Origin of the sequence: Cryobacterium sp. Hh11 (genome assembly GCF_004404045.1) — a bacterium.
Taxonomy (GTDB): Bacteria; Actinomycetota; Actinomycetes; order Actinomycetales; family Microbacteriaceae; genus Cryobacterium; species Cryobacterium levicorallinum.
In genome coordinates this window covers 78156-96405 of record NZ_SOHF01000011.1, presented here as the reverse complement: position 1 = coordinate 96405, position 18250 = coordinate 78156, and the positions used below count along the sequence as shown (strand labels likewise).

Below are 18250 nucleotides of genomic sequence, written 5' to 3'. Positions count from 1 at the left end.
ACTTATGAAAGATTGACGGCTCGCGGAGTCCACCTCGTCGGCGATATTGGTTTTGACTCCATGACTGTTCAATCCGCAAATCTCCAGGCAGGGTCAATAAACCTATACATGTGTTTAGACGTTTCCCATGGCGAAGTAGTTGGCGCCAATGGCAATTCGGTAGCGCCACCAGACAGGCCCACACGATATCCACTCGTCGTGACACTCGTTCAGAATAATGAAAATAGCCAACTTCTCCTCGAGAAATCGGAAATATGGTCCGGATCAGACTTCTGCTAATCCTGGCCAGCCTCTCGGCTATTGCCATGCCCCAAATGTTTGTTGCTCCGGCAACTGCTCAAGAGAAGGCCCGCCTGATCGCGACCGTGGAGCTCGGAGTTCCCCTCGAATCACCACCGGATTCCGACGGCATAGCGCATGGAAATGGGGTTGACCTCTTGGCGGGCTACACCAGCAAAACGGATGGCCAAAACGCAGGCGGCAAGCGCTCTGCCTCAGGCCGTGGGACTGGCTCGGCGCGCGACCTGAAACGACCGGCCATGTGCGTGAGCCACAAATCGACGACGGAACCCAGCCAATGGGTTCCCTGCAACACCGGCGGCCTCAGCGACATAGTGGAACGACACCCCCAGCTCCTACCCACCATCGCCGCACCCACGGCAGCCTGCCCACTCTGCTCCGCCGCGACCATCGTCCGCATCTCCGACCTGCAGAACTTCCCCGCGCCGACCGCCCCAACAGGCATGGAACCCAACGGCTGGGCCATCATCGGACTCGCCGCCAACTTCTGGACCGGCGCATCCACCCACATCAGCGAAGGAATCCTCCTCGGCCAACCCGCGCAAGTCATGTTCACCCCGATCAGCTACCACTGGAACTTCGGCGACGGAAACACCGCCATCTCCCCGAACGGAGGCGCCAGCTGGGAAGCCCTCGGACTTGCCGAATTCACCACCACCGACACCAGCCACAAGTACACGGCCAAGGGCACCTACTCCATCGTCCTCACCATCAACTACCACGCCGACTACAGCTTCGGCGACCAAGGCTGGCGCCCCGTCGACGGCACCATAACCATGCCCTCAGCCCCATTCACCGTCATGGCCGCAAACGAATCCACCGTACTCGTCGCCGAAGACTGCCTCACCAACCCCCACGGCCCCGGCTGCTGACCACAGCGGCGCGCCTCCCCCGCCTGACCGTGCAGCGGATGCTCGCCGAAACTGTCCCGGCCAACTCTGGCCGCACGAGACGCCCGAGACGCCCGAGACGCGAACTCTGGTCCCATCGTTCTTGCGACACGCCATCTTTTGCCCCATGGCGAGGTCGCAAGGGGCCAAAAGTGGCACCTCACCTTCGAACTCACCCGGTCAAGGGGCCAAAAGTGGCACCTCACGCACGTCGGGCGGTTAGGCAGGCGCACAGCGACGGCGAGAAGCCACCGCAACCCACTTGGTGACGACTTGAGATCGGACAGCGCGGCGGCAAACAGCCGACCCGCTAACGGCGCGGGTAGTCCCGGGCCGGGGAGCCCACGTAGAGCTGCTGCGGGCGACCGATCTTGGTGGCCGGATCCTCGTTCATTTCACGCCAGTGCGCGACCCAGCCAGGCAACCGACCGATCGCGAAGAGCACGGTGAACATGCGGGTCGGAAAGCCCATCGCCTTGTAGATGACGCCGGTGTAGAAGTCGACGTTGGGGTACAGACGACGTTCCTTGAAGTAGTCGTCGCTCAGCGCAATGTGCTCGAGTTCCTGCGCGATGTCGAGCAGGTCGTCCTTGACGCCGAGAGCCGCGAGCACCTCGTGGGCGCTCTCCTTGACCAGGGTGGCGCGCGGGTCGTAGTTCTTGTAGACCCGGTGGCCGAAGCCCATCAGCTTCACGCCGTGCTCTTTGTTCTTGACGCGTTCGACGTACTTCTCGACGCCCTGACCGGATGCCTGGATCTCGCCGAGCATCGCGAGCACTGCTTCGTTGGCGCCACCGTGCAGCGGACCGAACAGGGCGTTGATGCCGGCCGAAACGGACGCGAACAGGTTGGCCTCGGTCGAACCGACCAGGCGCACCGTCGAGGTGCTCGCGTTCTGCTCGTGGTCTTCGTGCAGCATGAGCAGGCGTTCAAGCGCCTTGCTGACGACCGGGTTGACCTCGTACGGTTCGGCCATATTGCCGAAGTTGAGCTTGAGAAAGTTGTCGACGAAGCTCAGCGAGTTATCGGGGTAGAGAAACGCCTGCCCAATGCTCTTCTTGTGCGCGTAGGCGGCCATGACCGGCAGCTTGGCCAGCAGACGGATGGTCGAGATCTCGACCTGCTCCGGATCCTTCGGGTCGAGCGAGTCCTGATAGAACGTCGACAGTGCCGAGACACCGGACGCGAGAACGCTCATCGGGTGGGCCTTGTGCGGCAGGGAGTCGAAGAAGCGGCGCATGTCTTCGTGCAGAAGAGTGTGGTGACGGATGCGATCGTCAAAGTTTGCGAGTTCACTCGCGCTGGGCAGCTCACCGTAGATGAGCAGCCAGGCCGTCTCGAGAAAGTTCGAGTTCTTGGCGATCTGTTCGATCGGATACCCGCGATAGCGCAGGATGCCGGCATCGCCGTCGATGTAGGTGATCGCGGAGCGGGTGGCCGCCGTGTTCACGAAGCCGTAGTCCAGCGTGGTGAGGCCGGTCTTCTTGGTCAGGGTTGAGATGTCGATGCTCGACACGCCGTCCACGCTGGTCAGGATCGGGAACTCTGCGCTGCCGCCGGGAAAGGTAAGCGTGACCTTGTTGGGGTCAGCGCTCATCGGTTCGCCGGTTGTAATGTGCTGCGCAACGTCGGTCACGGAACCTCCTCGGGTCTCACTGACGGATGAAATGTGGCGACGCGTCACTGAGTCGGCACTTTAACTTACTGCCGTGGTCGACTCCGCCGCGACTACAGCCTAATCCGCCCGGCCGCCTACTGTTGCATCAGCTAAGAGTTCGGGCGGTTCGTTGGTGATCATCCACAGGTCAGGCGCGCAAGCGAGCGGCAGCTGCGGCGATGCGTTCGTCGGTCGCGGTCAGCGAGAACCGTATGTGCTCCGGGTAGACGTCACCATAGAACGGGCCGGGGCCGGCGAGGATCCCGAGGGAGGCCATCCGTTCGATGGATTGCCAGGCTGGTCGGCCCTCGGTCGCCCACAGATACAGGCCGGCTTCGCTGCGGTCGATTCGAAAACCGGCCTGTTCGAGCGCCGGCCGGAGCACAGCGCGGCGCGCTCGATAGCGTTCCTTTTGCGCGGCGACGTGCTCGTCGTCGCCGAGGGCAGCGATCATGGCAGCCTGCAGCGGTGCCGGCAGCATGAGTCCGGCGTGCTTGCGCACGGTGAGCACCCGGCCCAGCACGTCGCTGTCACCGGCAGCGAAGGCCGCACGGTACCCGGCCATGTTGGACTGTTTGCTCAGGGAATAGATCGCGACGACCTTGCGCTGATCGCCCTCGATGACGCGGGGGTCGAGAATGCTCGGGATCGGTTCGGTGTCATACGGGGCGTCCCAGCCGAGTTCGGCGTAGCACTCATCGTTCACGATCACGGCGTCGAGTTCGCGCGCGCGGTCGACGGCGGCGCGCAGCTCGTCAACCGAGAGTACCCGCCCATCAGGGTTGCCCGGGCTGTTCAGCCAGATCAACTTGGTCGAGTCCGGCCATTCGGCAGGGTCGTCGGCGGCCAGGGGCGTGGCGCCCGCGATCGCGGCGCCGATCGCGTAGGTCGGGTAGGCGGCAAGCGGATGCACGATCGTGTCACCCTCGCCGACGCCGAGCATGAACGGCATGAGCGCGACGAGTTCCTTGGAACCGATCGTGGGCAGCACGTTGTTCGACTCCAGGCCGGTCACCCCGCGGCGCCGGGCATACCAGGCGATGATCGCCTGCTGCAGGGCAGGCGTGCCGACGGTCTGCGGGTAGGCGTGGGCATCCGTCGCCGCGCGCAGCGACTGCTGCACCACGTGGGGCGTTGCATCGACCGGCGAACCTATCGACAGGTCGACGATTCCATCGGGGTGTTGCCGGGCCTGAGCGGCAAACGGCACCATCTGGTCCCAGGGGTAATCCGGGAGCGGCTTCAGCACGAAGACCGCTTAGTGCTGAACCTGCGGCGGCAGCGCGGAGATGACGGGGTGGTCCTTGGCGAGCACGCCGACCTTGGCCGCGCCGCCCGGAGAGCCGATGTCGTCGAAGAATTCGACGTTGGCCTTGTAATAGTCGGCCCACTGTTCGGGCAAGTCGTCCTCGTAGTAAATGGCCTCGACCGGGCAGACCGGTTCGCAGGCACCACAGTCGACGCACTCATCCGGGTGAATATAGAGGGAGCGTTCGCCCTCATAAATGCAGTCCACCGGGCATTCGTCGATGCAGGCACGATCTTTCACATCGACGCACGGAAGAGCGATCACATACGTCACAGGCTTGGGATTCCCTTCGAGAGCGGACTCCTGATTCTACGCCCCACCGCCCTGGTGCGGCGCCCGGAGGCGCGGCGGCAGCTTCGGCCAGGCCAGCACAAAGGCCGCGATCAATGCCGGAACCACGGTCCACAAGGTTCCCGGCAAACCCGCAGGCACGAGCACCGACCCCCCGGAACCGCGCAGCGACAGCACGAAAATGGTCACCAGCAGCCCGGTAGCGGCCAGCCCGACGACGAACCGGTCGCCGATCACGAGGCGCAGGCCGAGCAACAGCGCAGCGATCGCCACGAACGCGATCGTCAGTCCGATCGGCAGCGCGATGCCGAACAGCGTGAGCGTGGCCTGGTGCGCGATGGTTCCCAACACACCAAAGAGGATGCCCACGAGCAGGCCGCCGAGGCCGGCCAGCGATCGGTTCGCCAGAGTGAGGCGAGCGGGCCGGGAGGCGAGCTGCGGCGGGGCGGGGTGAGGGGCATTCGTTTGCAGAAACGTTTCGGTGTCGGTGATCACGTCGGTCGTGCCGTCGACCAGGGCGCGCCTGTGGTCGGTGACGTTCCAGCGCGCGGGAAAATGCGCCAGCGCCCGCAGCTTCTGCTCGAGCTGAGCGCCCACGTCGATCGCCACGAGGCGCTGGCCGGGCGACTGTCGCACCGTGCGGGCCAGAAACACGGGCAGGCCGGCCGCGTGTGCGGCCACGGTCGCGGCGTCGCGCAGAACATCGTCAACGGCGCCGACGACCAGGGCGGTCGCACCGAGTTCATCGATTTCGTTGTGCAGAGCGCTGCTGGGCTCCAGCCCGCGCGGCAGCTCATGCCAGCTGCGCGCGCTAAGCGCGGCCAGCGCGGCCTGCACCGCTGCGGCATCCGTTTCGGTCAGCGTTGTGGCGTAGAGCACGACGACCCTCGCCCCGTCGGCGCGCAATCGGGCAATCGTGCCGCCGGTCAGCGCGGATTCGTCGCCCGGTCGGTCATGCACGAACAGGATCCGCTCACCGCTGCCGGACATGACCATGGGCGCACGCACCGTTTCTGCTCTGCTGGCTATTGATTACGGGCTCAGAATCCAATCGTAACTAGACACGGTCACGATCCACGGGCTAGAGTCAAATTCGGTAAGGTTAGCCTTACCAAAATCGACGCCCGAACCCGACGAGGAACCCCTGTGCTCGCAAACTACCTGATCGGCCTGCGCGAAGGCCTTGAGGCCGCGCTGATCGTGACAATTCTCATCGCCTACGTCGTGAAAATCGGTCGACGTGACGTGCTGCCGCGCATCTGGCTCGGTGTGGCCCTGGCCGTACTGCTCGCCCTTGGCATCGGCGCGCTGCTGACCTTCGGCACCTACGGCCTGTCGTTCACCGCACAGGAGACCATCGGCGGCGTGCTCTCGATCGTCGCGACCGGGCTGGTGACCTGGATGGTGTTCTGGATGCTGCGCACCGCACGCGATCTCAAGGGCCACCTGCAGGGCAACATCGACAAACACCTCGTCGGTGCAGGCCTCGGACTCGTGCTCGTGGCATTCCTTGCCGTCGGCCGGGAGGGCATCGAAACGGCCCTGTTCATCTGGGCGGCCGTGCAGGCCACCGGCGCCACGACCCTGCCGTTGTTCGGTGCGGCGCTCGGTATCCTGACGGCAATCGGCCTCGGCGCTCTGATCTACGCCGGCATGCTCAAGATCAACCTGGCGAAGTTCTTCACCTATACCGGCGCCATCCTCATCGTCGTGGCGGCTGGTGTGCTTTCCTACGGCGTGCACGACCTGCAGGAGGCCGGCCTACTGCCCGGGCTGCACGCCCTCGCCTTCAATGTGAGCGCCGCCGTGCCCCCGGACAGCTGGTACGGCACGCTGCTCAAGGGCACCCTGAACTTCTCCCCCGCCACCACCTGGCTGGAGATGTTCGCCTGGCTGGCCTATGCCGTGCCCACCCTGACGGTGTTCATCAGAAAGAGCCGTCACGGCCGCCCGAGCGCCCGCCCGGCCCTGGCTCTACCAACCGCACCGGCGACCACGCCCGTCGCCGCGCACTAACTCTTCTCGCCCAGCTCAAAGGATCTCCATGCCCCGTGTCTTACGTTCCGCCAGCCTGCTCGGCCTCGGCGTTCTCGGTATCGGCCTGCTGAGCGGCTGCGTCGCCAACAGCCCCGCGGCCACCCACACCGCGCTCACGGTGGACAGCAGCGCGACCGACTGCGCGGTGAGCGCGAACGAGGCGCCGGCCGGCAGCATCCGTTTCTCGGTTACCAATTCCGGTGACCAGGTGACCGAGTTCTACCTGCTGGCCGCAGACGGCCTGCGCATCGTGGGTGAGGCGGAGAATATCGGTCCAGGACTCACCCGCGACCTGGTCGTGCAGCTCACCGAGGGCAGCTACTTCACCGCCTGCAAACCGGGCATGACCGGCGACGGCGTCGGCAAGGCCGAGTTCACCGCCACCAAAACGGATGCCGCCGCCACCGACGACGTCGACCTCGTCACCCAGATCGACACCTCGAACACCAACTACGCCTCCTACGTCAGCGACCAGATCGACCAGCTCGTCACCGGCACCGACGCGTTCGCCGCCGCCTATTCAGCCGGGGACGACGACACCGCCCGCAGCCTGTACGCCTCCACCCGGGTGCACTAGGAACGCGTCGAAACCATCGCCGAATCGTTCGGCGACCTCGACCCCAAGCTCGACCTGCGCGAAGCTGACCTCGAAGCGGGCCAAAACTGGACCGGCTGGCACGCCATCGAGAAGGATCTCTGGCCGCACGACGCTGAGGCGGGTTTCGTGGCCTACACCGCCGAAAAGCGTGCGGCACTCACCGAACAGCTCGTCGCCGACACCGCCACCCTGCACGAGAAGGTGCAGGGCCTCACGTTCACCCTGTCGCAGCAGACCAACGGGGCCATCGGCCTGCTCGACGAGGTCGCCACCGGCAAGGTCACCGGCGAGGAAGAAGCCTGGTCGCACACCGACCTCTGGGATTTCCAGGCCAACGTCGACGGCGCCAAAGTGCTTTACGACGGGGTGCGACCGGTACTGCTCAAAACGGATGCCGACCTGGCCGCTTCGCTCGACACCGAGTTCGATTCGCTGCAGACACTGCTCGACGCCCAACGCATTGATGAGGGCTTCAGGCTCTACACCGACCTCACTCCGGCCGAGATTCGCGCCCTCGCCGACCAGGTCAACGCGCTCGGCGAGCCGCTCAACCAGCTCACGGCCGCGCTCGTGTTGTGACGGGCTGGACCCGTTCTAAGCGGGCAGAATCCAGCGAAGCCGGGTCCACCGAACCGGCCGGCACCGCACGAGGCCTCTCCCGGCGCGGGCTACTCGGCCTCGCCGGCGCCAGCGTCGCCGGCATCGGGCTGGGCGCAGCCGGGGACCGGGTAGCGCTGGCGGCGTCGGCGTCGCCGGGTGAGGCATCCGCTTCGGCGGTCTACCCGTTCTATGGCAACCACCAGGCCGGCATTGTCACGCCCGCCCAGGATCGCCTGCACTTTGCCGCGTTCGACGTCTCGGTGGGCGTGACGCGAGCCGAGCTGATCGAGCTGCTCCAGGACTGGACGGTCGCGGCGGCCGCGATGTGCGCCGGAGCGGATATCGGCGAGTACGGCGCCGTCAGCGGCCCCTACGATGCCCCACCCGAGGACACCGGTGAGGCGCAGGGGCTGCCCACGGCCGGCCTCACGATCACGTTCGGCTTCGGTCCGACCCTGTTTGAAACAGCGGATGGCGTCGATCGCTTCGGCATCGTCGCCCGCCGCCCGGCCAATCTGACGCCGCTTCCGCACTTTCCCGGGGACGACCTCGATGTCGGGCGCAGCGACGGAGACCTGTGCATCCAGGCCTGTTCCAATGATCCGCAGGTGGCCGTGCACGCCATTCGCAATCTGTCCCGCATCGCCTTCGGCCGGGCGGCCCTGCGCTGGTCCCAGCTCGGATTCGGACGCACCTCATCGACATCAACGGCCCAGGCCACCCCGCGCAACCTGTTCGGATTCAAGGACGGTACCGCCAACATTAAGGCCGAGGAGCCCGCGGTCGTCACCGACCAGGTCTGGGTGTCCGCGGACGACGGACCCGCCTGGCTGGCCGGCGGCTCCTACCTGGTGGCGCGGCGCATCCGGATGACCATTGAAACCTGGGATCGCACGATTCTTCGCGAGCAGGAGGCTGTGTTCGGCCGCACCAAGGGTGCCGGTGCTCCGCTGTCCGGCGGAACCGAGTTCAGCGAGCCAGATTTCACTCTGGCCGGCCGCGAGAATGAGCCGCTCATCGGTGCTGCAGCCCACGTGCGGCTCGCGCATCCGACCCAGAACCACGGCATGAAGCTGCTGCGTCGTGGCTACAACTTCGTCGACGGCAACGATGACCTGGGGCGGCTCGACGCCGGTCTTTTCTTCATCAGCTTTCAGCGCTCTCCGGCACAGTTCACCGCGGTGCAGCTCAACCTGGCCAAGCACGATGCGCTCAACGAGTACATTCGGCACGTCGGGAGCGCGCTGTTCGCGGTGCCGGCCGGGGCAAGCGCAAGGAGCTACGTGGGCGCGGCTCTGTTCGCCTAAAAGGACTCAAAGCCAAGAGATTCAAAGACGCAAAAATGCAATGACGCAAAGAGTGGGTTCTCAACCAAGCCGTGAGTTTCGGGGCCATTTGAGCGATTCTTGGGGCCGAGATTCACGCGTCGGCGAGGATTAATGCGGGAAGCCCCCGCAGCCGAGGCTGCGGGGGCTTCTGCGAGAAAGCAGGTGCGAGTTAGTTCGCGTCCATCTTCTTCACGCGCGAAACCTGGCGCGAGCGAGCGGATGCGGTGAGCTCGACCTTGCGAATACGCACGGCGGCGGGGGTGACCTCGACGCACTCGTCTTCACGGGCGAATTCGAGGCACTGCTCGAGCGAGAGCTGCTTGGGCGGTGTCATCGACTCGAACGTGTCGGAGCTGGACTGACGCATGTTGGTCAGTTTCTTTTCCTTGGTGATGTTCACGTCCATGTCGTCGGCGCGCGAGTTCTCACCGATGACCATGCCTTCGTAGACCTCGGAGGTCGGCTGCACGAAGAACGACATGCGCTCCTGCAGGTTGATGATCGCGAACGGGGTGACCGCTCCCGAACGGTCGGCCACGATGGAACCGTTCGTGCGGGTGTTGATGGTGCCAGCCCAGGGCTCGTAGCCGTGCAGGATCGCGTTGGCGATACCGGTACCGCGCGTGTCGGTGAGGAACTGCGTGCGGAAGCCGATCAGGCCGCGCGATGGAACGATGAATTCCATGCGAACCCAGCCGGTGCCGTGGTTCGCCATGTTCTCCATGCGACCCTTGCGGGCGGCGAGCAGCTGCGTGATGGCGCCGAGGTACTCTTCCGGAGCGTCAATGGTGAGGTGCTCGAAGGGCTCGTGTACCTTGCCGTCGACGCGCTTCACAACTACCTGCGGCTTGCCGACGGTGAGCTCGAAGCCCTCGCGACGCATCTGCTCGACCAGGATGGCGAGGGCCAGTTCTCCACGACCCTGCACCTCCCAGGCGTCCGGGCGTCCGATGTCGACGACCTTGAGCGAGACGTTACCGACGAGTTCGCGGTCGAGGCGGTCCTTGACCATGCGAGCGGTGAGCTTGTGGCCCTTGACCTTGCCCATGAGCGGCGAGGTGTTGGTTCCGATGGTCATCGAGATGGCCGGGTCGTCAACCGTAATGGTCGGCAACGGGCGCACGTCGTCGGGGTCGGCGAGGGTCTCACCAATGGTGATGTTCTCGATACCGGCCACGGCCACGATGTCGCCGGGGCCGGCGCTCTCGGTCGGGTAGCGGTCCAGCGCCTTGGTGATGAGCAGCTCGGTGATCTTCACGTTGCTGACGGTGCCGTCCTGCTGCACCCAGGCCACGGTCTGGCCCTTCTTAATGGTGCCCTGGAAGATGCGCAGCAGCGCGAGGCGGCCGAGGAACGGCGAGGCGTCGAGGTTGGTGACGTGCGCCTGAAGCGGGTGCGTGTCATCGTAGGTCGGTGCCGGAATGTGCTTGAGGATCGCATCGAACAGCGGCTCGAGGTCATCGTTGTCGGGCAGCGTACCGTCTTCGGGCTTGTTCCAGCTGGCAGCACCGTTACGACCGGACGCGTAGACGACGGGCACGTCGAGGACGGCGTCGAGGTCGAGGTCGGGAAAGTCGTCGGCCATGTCGCTCGCGAGGCCGATGAGCAGGTCCTGGCTTTCGGCCACGACCTCATCGATGCGCGCGTCGGGACGGTCGGTCTTGTTGACCAGGAGGATGACGGGAAGCTTGGCCTCCAGCGCCTTGCGGAGCACGAAGCGGGTCTGCGGCAGCGGGCCCTCGGAAGCGTCAACCAGCAGAACAACACCGTCGACCATGGACAGGCCACGTTCGACCTCACCACCGAAGTCAGCGTGGCCCGGGGTGTCGATCACGTTGATGGTGATGGGCCCCTCGGTGGCGTGGATGCCCTTGTACGAGACCGCCGTGTTCTTGGCGAGAATCGTGATGCCCTTTTCGCGCTCGAGTTCATTCGAGTCCATCGCGCGCTCTTCAACGTGTGAGTGGTCTGCAAAGGAGTCGGTCTGCTTGAGCATCGCGTCAACCAGCGTTGTCTTACCGTGGTCAACGTGAGCAACGATTGCAACATTTCGGAGGTTATTGCGTGTAGCAATCGCCATAAAAATAGATCCTTACGAAGAATGAGTGCCGCAGAGTCTCGCGCGCGACGAAGAATGGATACCAGGGGTCATAATGTGACCCAAAGTACTATCCTACCGTATTATTTGGCCCCAACTGGTGGGGCTCACACAGCTAGACGTCGTTGCCCGCGGCCAGCAACTCGCGGCGCAGCTCCCGCCGGGCACGCTGTTCGGTAGGATCCGGGATCGGCACGGCGGCCAGCAGACGCTGGGTATACGGGTCCTTCGGGTAGCGCAGAATCTCATCTCGCGTGCCGGTTTCCACGATGCGACCGTGGTGCATCACCGCGATGCGATCGGCGAGCACGTCGATGACGGCGAGGTCGTGCGTGATGAACAGGCAGGCGAAATTCATCTGCTTCTGCAGCGACTGAATCAAGTCGAGTACGCGCGCCTGCACCGACACGTCGAGGGCACTGGTCGGCTCATCGGCAATGAGCACCTTGGGTTCAAGCGAGAGTGCGCGGGCGATGCCGACGCGCTGCTTCTGCCCGCCGGAAAGTTCGTGCGGAAACCGGCTGCGGTAGGCGCGCGGAAGCTCAACGCTGTCGAGCAGCCGCTCGACCTGTGCGCTCAGGGCCGCCCCCTTGAGTCCCTTCGCCAGCTTGAGCGGTTCTCCGATGCTGTCACCGATAGGCATCCGCGGGTTCAGCGAGGAGGACGGGTCCTGAAATACGATTCCAACACTCTTATGCAGTCGGCGAATCTCGTCGCGGCTGGCCTTCGAGATATCCTGGCCGGCCACGTGCAGCTGGCCTTCCGTAATGGGCAGCAGTGCGATCGCTGCGCGGCCGAGCGTGGTCTTGCCGGAGCCGGACTCCCCCACCAGCCCGAGCACCTCCCCCTGACGCACGAACAGGTTGACCTTATCGACGGCGCGGAACGCCGCGACGCGACCGTGCTTGGGATACTCGATGACCACATCGTCGAACTTGACGACCACCTCGCGGCTGTCACGTCGCGCAGCGGTCGCCGCCTCATTCGCCAGACGCTCATTGACCTCGATGCGCGCGGCCAGGACCGCGTCGACGACGATGTCGGTGCCGATGGCGAGCGCCGCGGTCATATCGATCGCGTCGTCTCCGCGCTGCCCGAGGTGCGGAACGGCCTGGAGCAGGGCGATCGTGTACGGGTGGGTCGGTTCGTTGAAGATCTGGTCGACCGTGCCGCGCTCGACGATGACACCGCGACGCATGACGGCGATGTCGTCGGCCAGGTCGGCCACGACGCCCATGTCATGGGTGATCAGCAGGATGGCGCTGTCGAGGCGATCGCGCAGGCTGCGGAGGAGGTCGAGAATCTCGGCCTGCACCGTCACGTCGAGGGCGGTCGTTGGCTCATCGGCGATGAGCAGTTGCGGATCGCAGGAGATCGACTGGGCGATCATGGCCCGCTGGCGTTGCCCGCCAGACAGTTGGTGCGGATAGGAGTTGAAGGCTTTCAGCGGATCTGGCAGCTCGACCATGTCAAGCAGTTCCAGAGCGCGCGTCTTGGCCTGGGAGGGCGACATGCCGAAGTGGGCCCGCAGGGTTTCAATGATCTGAAATCCGATCGTATAGACCGGGTTGAGCGCCGTCATCGGCTCCTGGAAGATCATGGCGATCTGACCGCCGCGCACCTTGTGCATCTGCGCGGGCTTCAGCCCCATGAGTTCGCGGCCGCTGAGCTTGACACTGCCGGAAATGCGGCTGTTCTCGGGCAGCAGATCCAGAATGGCCATGGAGCTCGCACTCTTGCCCGAGCCAGACTCGCCGACAATGGCGAGCACCTTGCCACGCTCGATCGAGTAGTTCAGTTTGAGCGCGGCCGGTACCCAGACATTGTCCACGCCGAAGTGCACGGTGAGGTCGCTGACCTGCAGCACCGGACCGGAGGATGGGGGCGTCACCTGGTCGGTCATGAAGTCCTGCTTTCGTCGATCCTGCTGCTCGTACGGTGGCTGCCACCAAAATCTGGCAGCATGGCTGCATGCCAGACCCGGATGTCTTCTACTCGCGGTTCAATCGCGTCATCGCCGCCATCTTCGCCGCGGTGGCCGCACTGAGCGCGCTGAGCCTGTTCCTGCTGCCGACCGCGTCGAACCGCGCTCTGGTCGTTCCGGCCCTGTTCGTGATGCTGTTCGTCTGGGAGGTACTCTGGCGGCCCGACCTGCGGGTGAGTGATACCGCCGTGACCATTCGCAATCCGCTGCGCACCATCGTGGTGCCGTGGGCGGCTCTCGTGCACGTCGATACCAAGTTTGCACTCACCCTGTACACGCCCGGAAAGAAGTTCGCGGTCTTCTGCGCCCCGGCTCCTGGTCGGAGCCTGACCAGTGCCGGCCGCCGCAAAACCACCGACCCCGTGCCCTATGTCAGCGGCTCCCCGCGGCCCGGCGACCTGCCGGGGAGTGAGTCCGGCGAGGCGGCGCAACTGGTGCGCTCGCGCTGGGACGCGCTGAAAAAGAGTGGCCGGGTCGATGGCGGCCTCGCGGCCCGGACTCCCGTTACGGTCGTCTGGGCTTGGGGTCGTGCGGGCGTGCTTGCAGCCGTCACTGCGGCATCCATTGTGGCTCTTCTTCTGGCCTGAGCGCAGCACCGGTGTGCCCGTGATCGGCATCACGGTTCGCGCTCCAGTTCCGGTTCGGGCTGGGTTTCGCGCATCTTGCTGAGCTTGAACCTGCGGTGGCGCGGGTCGAAAGCATCGCGCAAACCATCGCCGACAAAGTTGACCAGCAGCGCCAGTGACACGATGAACGCACCGGGCCACCAGAACAGCCACGGCCGAGTCTGGAACGCCGACTGGTTGGAGCTGATCAGCAGTCCCAGCGATACGTCGGGAGAGCGGATGCCGTAGCCAAGAAAGCTCAGCGCTGTCTCGAGCAGAATGGCCGAGGCCATAATGAGCGTCGCCGACACGATGACCACGCCCATGGCATTAGGAAGGATGTGCTTGAAAATGATGCGCGCGTCGGACGCCCCGGCGACCCGGGCTGCCTCGACGAACTCACGTTCGCGCAGTGACAGGAACTCACCGCGCACCAGCCGGGCAATGCCCATCCAGGAGAAGAACCCCAGCATGATCGCCAGAACCGGGGCACCCAGGCTGCCGAACCATTGGCCCACGACCGAGCCGATCACGAGCGCGGGAATCACGATGAAGACGTCCGTGATGCGCATCAACACGGCATCGACCATGCCGCGGTAATAGCCGGCGACGGCCCCGACCACCACGCCCAGAACGGTCGCGATGAGGCCCAGAACGACCATGACGAGCGCGGAGTTCTGAATACCCCGCATGGTCATGGCGAAGTAGTCCTTGCCGATGCGGTCTTGACCGAACGGATGTTCCCCGAGGGAAACACCGTCGCCTCCGAGAAACTGCGGCACGAGCGAGAGCGTGGGGTCGCCCCCGTTCATCTGCGGGTTGAGTTCTTTAAACCCGAACTTCCACCAGCCGGAAATCGGACCAATGCCGATAGCAGAAAAGGAGAACAAGATGATGACGAGAAGAATGATGATCGACGCCACGGCGACCTTGTTGCCGATAAATCGGCGCCAAATCAGGCGGCCTTGACTCTCGGGTACCGAACTCGCCGCGGCGAGTTCGTCGGCAGGGATTTCGGTGGGCGACGGGGTAGGCCCCGAACCAATTGGTGTGGACATTTAACGGATCCTCACTCTCGGGTCGAGCCCGGCATAGGCCATGTCGGCCAGAAAATTGAAGGTGATCGCCATCGCGGCGACGATGAGAAAATAGCCCATCACCGGATTGAGGTCACCCCGAAACAAGCCGGCGTTGAACAGGCTGCCCATGCCGGGAATGGCGAAGATCCGTTCGGTGATGATTGCGCCACCGAGCAGGGCCCCGACATCAAAAGCGACGAGAGTCGTCAGCGGGATGAGCATGTTCCGGAACGCGTGCCGCACGATCACCGTGCGCTCCGGAAGCCCCTTGGCGCGCGCGGTACGGATGTAGTCGAGGCTGAGCACCTCGAGCATGCCCGCGCGGGAATACCGGGTGTACCCGGCGAAGGAAATCAGCAAGAGGGCAATAATTGGCAGGGTGAGGTGGACAAACGTGTCGAGGCCAGCGAGCCACACGTCCCCGGACAGTCCCGGAGTCTTTGAACCCACGGTGGCGATCGGGCGCCCGTTGGTCGCCGTCAGGAGGGCACCCCAGGACTGCATGAACCGGTCAACCAGCACGACCGCGCCGGAAAAGAGCGCGGTAACGAGACCGACGCGCATATTCTGGCCGCGATCATAGCCACCGGCCAGAAAGCCGCTGACCAACCCGAACGCGATCGTGGCGAGTGCGAGAATGAACAGCGTTCCGGCGCTCGAAACGTCGAATAGGGGCTGGAGCACAAAATACGCTGCGATAGCGACCGCAGCGTTGATACCGGCGGTAATCAGTGCCCGACGGTTGCGCAGTCCGGCCAGCAGGGTCGCAGCGCCGAGGGCGATCGCCGCGACCAGCAGGATGACCGGGATCGGCCCCAGGCCCGGATTCATAAACCAGCCCGTCGCGCTCATCAGGAGCAGCACCCCGGACGTAGCCAGCCCCGACACCAGGAAAACCACCAGTCGACGCCGGCGGTCACCGCCGAGCAGTGACTGCCAGATGGCACCGACGACGAGGCCGATCACCACCAGTGCTCCAGCGCCGATAACAGGATCACGGAGAAAGTCGTTGAAGCCGATGGCGATGAACTCTTTCAGGAGCACGGCGACCAGGAATACGGGCAACGAGTACAGGAAGAAGCTGACGAAGGTGACGGTGTTGTCGAGGCCACTGTACTGACGCAGCGCGGTGATGATGCCGATCGTGACACCGAGCAAAATAGCTAGCACAAGGGCGAAAGTGACCAGCTGCACGGTGGCGGCCAAAGCGTTGGGAAGAATATCGACGACCTGGGCGTTCGAGATCGTCGACCCCAGGTCGCAGGCATTGGCGAAGGGGATCGCGCACTTGGCGACGCCGCCGAGCCAGAGCACCCAGCGAAGAGGCGGCGGCACGTCGAGGTCGAGAAGCGCAACCCGGGCATCGATCAGCTGCTGTTTATTGGGAGAGTTGCTGCCTTCCAGATCTTGCAGCGGTTGCGCCGAATAGCCGACCATGACGTACATCAGAAACGATGCGGCGATCAAGATGAGAATGGAAACGAGAATTCGTCTCAGGATGAAGCTCACCATGCCGGGGCTACCTCACTGTAGGAGTTGGTTCGGACTGCTGGACTGCCACAATGTGACTCAGAACGGATGCCGCCAAACCCGCGAGTTGGGCTCCTGAGCAAACCCAGGAGCCCAACTCGCGATCGGGCTAGGACATTCGACCTAGCTATTTACTGACGGACCATTCCCAGAAGTTCCAGAACGGACCGGTCTGGTTGCCCATGTACTCCACGCCGCTCACGCGCTTGGAGACTCCGAACACGCCGGGCAGCTGGAACAGCGGCAGTCCATAGGCATCCGTGAACATCTGCTTGTCCATGCGCTTCTCGATGGCGATCAGTTCATCGGGATCGAGAGTCGTCTGGGACAGGATGGCGTCATCGTTGGTGCCCTCGTACTGGTTGTAGTTTCCACCGCCGTCGGTCGAGAAAATCTGTGCGATGCCGGCAGAGCCGACGCCGGGGCTGATCCAGCCGAAGATGGAGGCGTCATAGTCACCGCCCTCGAGCAGGGAACTCCAGTCGGGTGAACCCGCATCGACAACCGTGATCCCAGCCTTGGCGGCTGATTCCTGAATGGCCTGGAACTCATCGACCCGGTTGGGGTTGTTGGTGTTGTAAAGAATGCGCACCGAGGGGGTGGCACCGGCGAGGAGCTCCTTCGCGCCCTCAATGTCAACCTCGTCATAAGCGCTCGAGCCATTGTTGGCCACCGAATCGTCATAGGGCTCGTTGGCCGGAACCCAGATCTGCGAGTTCAGCACCTTGGCGTCGGCGTTGACCGGCGTCACGATGGAGTCGAGGATCTGCTGGCGCGGGACCGTTTTGAGGAATGCTTGGCGCACCTTGATGTCGGCGAAGACCGGCTGGTCGAAACGCAGGTCGAGGTGGTCATAAGAGACCTGGTCGCCGGTGAGGACGTCGGCACCGGTGTTCTCAAGGGCAGTCAGCGTGTCAGCGGATGCCTGCGGGTTGATGATGTCGACTTCACCGTTCTGCAATGCCGTCACCTGGGCGTTCGCGTCAGGAATGACGCGCAAGATCAGCTTGTCGATCTTCGGCAGCATCCCACCGACATAGAACTCGTTGCGCTCCATCGTGAACGACTGGCCGGGGGTCCAGCCCGTCGGCACCAGGGGACCGCTCGACACGAGGAGGTCGGGGTCGGTCGGGAACGCCGTCACGTCGTAGCCAGTGTTCACAAAGTCAGCCGCGGCCTTCAACGTGGCGTTGGGGTCGACCGGGGACGCCGGGTCGCCCTTCGGAAGGCCCTTGAGCAGTTCGGTCAGTTCGGTGGCCGAGCCGAGCCCGGCCTTCTTGGCCACAATGTGGGCGGGTTGGGCGATCGGGTTGACCAGCTCCCAGTCGACGTAGGGAGTGTCGTAGACCAGGGTCATCGAAAGGTTATCCTCGCTGACCTCGGGGAATGCCGTGGTGTCGAGGCCGGCGGTGCTGGCAGCGATCTCAAAATACGTGGTGCCGGTGGCGACTTCTCCGGTGGCCTCATCGACGGTCGAGTCGTTGTAGTAGCCGGCACCGATAGCCCAAGCGAGCACCATATCATCGGCGGTCACGGGCTCTCCGTCTGACCATTTGTTCTCAGGATTGAGCGTGTACGTGACCGTCTGCGGGTCGTCACTGGTCTTCTCAAAGGTGCCGAATTTCTCTTCGCGCACGATATTGAACTCGTTGTCAACGTAGGAGAAAGCCGACGCGTAGTTGCCCATGAGGTAACCGACTTGTCCGTTGGTGTCGAGGTTGGACTGTGGAGTCTGACCATTGAAGGACGTGAAGTCGTTGACCACCGCGACCGTGACGGTACCACCGCTAGCCGCGGCATCCGTGTTGGTGGCGGTGCTGCCGGTAGTGGTGCAGGCGGTCAAGACGAGGGCAGATACACCGAGAACGGCGACCCCGATGAGCTTTTTCCTGAACAGTTTTCCTCTAATGGACAAGATTCCTCCTGAGCGAAGTGATTGTCGGT

Annotated in this window: 15 protein-coding genes; 6 read left to right on the top strand and 9 right to left on the bottom strand. The window is 64.0% G+C overall.

The features are described from left to right. Positions 1-305: 305 nt before the first annotated feature. On the top strand, positions 306-1172 hold the full coding sequence (locus E3T46_RS04105; RefSeq protein WP_134577563.1) for a hypothetical protein: 867 nt from the start codon (positions 306-308) through the stop codon (positions 1170-1172). Positions 1173-1500: 328 nt separating this feature from the next. Here E3T46_RS04105 and E3T46_RS04100 read toward each other — a convergent pair whose 3' ends face one another. From E3T46_RS04100 to E3T46_RS04085, 4 genes are all read right to left on the bottom strand, one after another. After that, complete coding sequence (locus tag E3T46_RS04100) at positions 1501-2787, bottom strand: citrate synthase (RefSeq protein ID WP_134442015.1); 1287 nt, start codon at positions 2785-2787, stop codon at positions 1501-1503. A 208-nt stretch (positions 2788-2995) separates the two neighbouring features. Further along, positions 2996-4096 carry a succinyldiaminopimelate transaminase gene (gene dapC / locus E3T46_RS04095; RefSeq protein WP_277870915.1) on the bottom strand — a complete coding sequence of 367 codons (1101 nt, stop codon included), beginning with the start codon at positions 4094-4096 and terminating at the stop codon, positions 2996-2998. 9 nt (positions 4097-4105) lie between these two features. After that, a complete protein-coding gene (gene fdxA / locus E3T46_RS04090; RefSeq protein ID WP_134464104.1) occupies positions 4106-4429 on the bottom strand; it encodes a ferredoxin in 324 nt (107 codons plus the stop codon). Positions 4430-4465: 36 nt separating this feature from the next. After that, positions 4466-5443, bottom strand: coding sequence for a hypothetical protein (locus E3T46_RS04085; RefSeq protein WP_134577562.1), 978 nt, complete (start codon positions 5441-5443; stop codon positions 4466-4468). A 150-nt stretch (positions 5444-5593) separates the two neighbouring features. Between E3T46_RS04085 and efeU the strand changes: the two genes are divergently transcribed. From efeU to efeB, 4 genes are read left to right on the top strand one after another with little or no spacing between them, the layout of a single operon-like run. Further along, positions 5594-6463, top strand: a complete 870-nt coding sequence (gene efeU, locus E3T46_RS04080) for an iron uptake transporter permease EfeU (protein ID WP_134441990.1) — start codon at positions 5594-5596, stop codon at positions 6461-6463. Between the two features lie 28 nt (positions 6464-6491). Further along, positions 6492-7061 (top strand): hypothetical protein, encoded by a 570-nt coding sequence (locus E3T46_RS18810; protein ID WP_347232602.1) that lies wholly within the window; start codon positions 6492-6494, stop codon positions 7059-7061. Between the two features lie 15 nt (positions 7062-7076). Then, on the top strand, positions 7077-7661 hold the full coding sequence (locus E3T46_RS18805) for an EfeM/EfeO family lipoprotein (protein WP_347232605.1): 585 nt from the start codon (positions 7077-7079) through the stop codon (positions 7659-7661). After that, positions 7658-8989, top strand: coding sequence for an iron uptake transporter deferrochelatase/peroxidase subunit (gene efeB, locus E3T46_RS04070; protein WP_134577561.1), 1332 nt, complete (start codon positions 7658-7660; stop codon positions 8987-8989). Before E3T46_RS18805 ends, efeB begins: the two co-directional genes overlap by 4 nt. A gap of 190 nt (positions 8990-9179) precedes the next feature. Here the strand turns inward: efeB and typA are convergent, their stop codons facing one another. Next, complete coding sequence (typA, locus tag E3T46_RS04065) at positions 9180-11090, bottom strand: translational GTPase TypA (protein WP_092450276.1); 1911 nt, start codon at positions 11088-11090, stop codon at positions 9180-9182. 133 nt (positions 11091-11223) lie between these two features. Further along, complete coding sequence (locus E3T46_RS04060; protein WP_134577560.1) at positions 11224-13011, bottom strand: ABC transporter ATP-binding protein; 1788 nt, start codon at positions 13009-13011, stop codon at positions 11224-11226. A gap of 68 nt (positions 13012-13079) precedes the next feature. On the opposite strand from E3T46_RS04060, the gene E3T46_RS04055 reads away from it, so the two are divergent. Continuing rightward, the gene (locus tag E3T46_RS04055) at positions 13080-13679 is read left to right on the top strand and encodes a PH domain-containing protein (protein WP_134577559.1); all 600 of its coding nucleotides are present in this window, start codon (positions 13080-13082) and stop codon (positions 13677-13679) included. 29 nt (positions 13680-13708) lie between these two features. On the opposite strand, the gene E3T46_RS04050 is transcribed toward E3T46_RS04055, so the two are convergent. The 3 genes from E3T46_RS04050 to E3T46_RS04040 form a co-directional block, all read right to left on the bottom strand. Beyond that, a complete protein-coding gene (locus E3T46_RS04050; RefSeq protein WP_134441999.1) occupies positions 13709-14755 on the bottom strand; it encodes an ABC transporter permease in 1047 nt (348 codons plus the stop codon). Beyond that, a complete protein-coding gene (locus E3T46_RS04045; RefSeq protein WP_134442001.1) occupies positions 14756-16288 on the bottom strand; it encodes an ABC transporter permease in 1533 nt (510 codons plus the stop codon). A gap of 145 nt (positions 16289-16433) precedes the next feature. Further along, on the bottom strand, positions 16434-18221 hold the full coding sequence (locus E3T46_RS04040; RefSeq protein ID WP_134442002.1) for an ABC transporter family substrate-binding protein: 1788 nt from the start codon (positions 18219-18221) through the stop codon (positions 16434-16436). Positions 18222-18250: the final 29 nt, after the last annotated feature.

Bases quoted from the DNA above. Each gene is read 5' to 3' on its own strand.
- E3T46_RS04060 (WP_134577560.1), bottom strand. From the start codon at position 13,011: ATGACCGACCAGGTGACGCCCCCATCCTCCGGTCCGGTGCTGCAGGTC.
- E3T46_RS04105 (WP_134577563.1), top strand. From the start codon at position 306: ATGCCCCAAATGTTTGTTGCTCCGGCAACTGCTCAAGAGAAGGCCCGC.
- E3T46_RS18810 (WP_347232602.1), top strand. From the start codon at position 6,492: ATGCCCCGTGTCTTACGTTCCGCCAGCCTGCTCGGCCTCGGCGTTCTC.
- E3T46_RS04100 (WP_134442015.1), bottom strand. From the start codon at position 2,787: ATGAGCGCTGACCCCAACAAGGTCACGCTTACCTTTCCCGGCGGCAGC.
- E3T46_RS04045 (WP_134442001.1), bottom strand. From the start codon at position 16,288: ATGGTGAGCTTCATCCTGAGACGAATTCTCGTTTCCATTCTCATCTTG.
- E3T46_RS04050 (WP_134441999.1), bottom strand. From the start codon at position 14,755: ATGTCCACACCAATTGGTTCGGGGCCTACCCCGTCGCCCACCGAAATC.
- E3T46_RS04055 (WP_134577559.1), top strand. From the start codon at position 13,080: ATGCCAGACCCGGATGTCTTCTACTCGCGGTTCAATCGCGTCATCGCC.
- typA (WP_092450276.1), bottom strand. From the start codon at position 11,090: ATGGCGATTGCTACACGCAATAACCTCCGAAATGTTGCAATCGTTGCT.
- E3T46_RS04085 (WP_134577562.1), bottom strand. From the start codon at position 5,443: ATGGTCATGTCCGGCAGCGGTGAGCGGATCCTGTTCGTGCATGACCGA.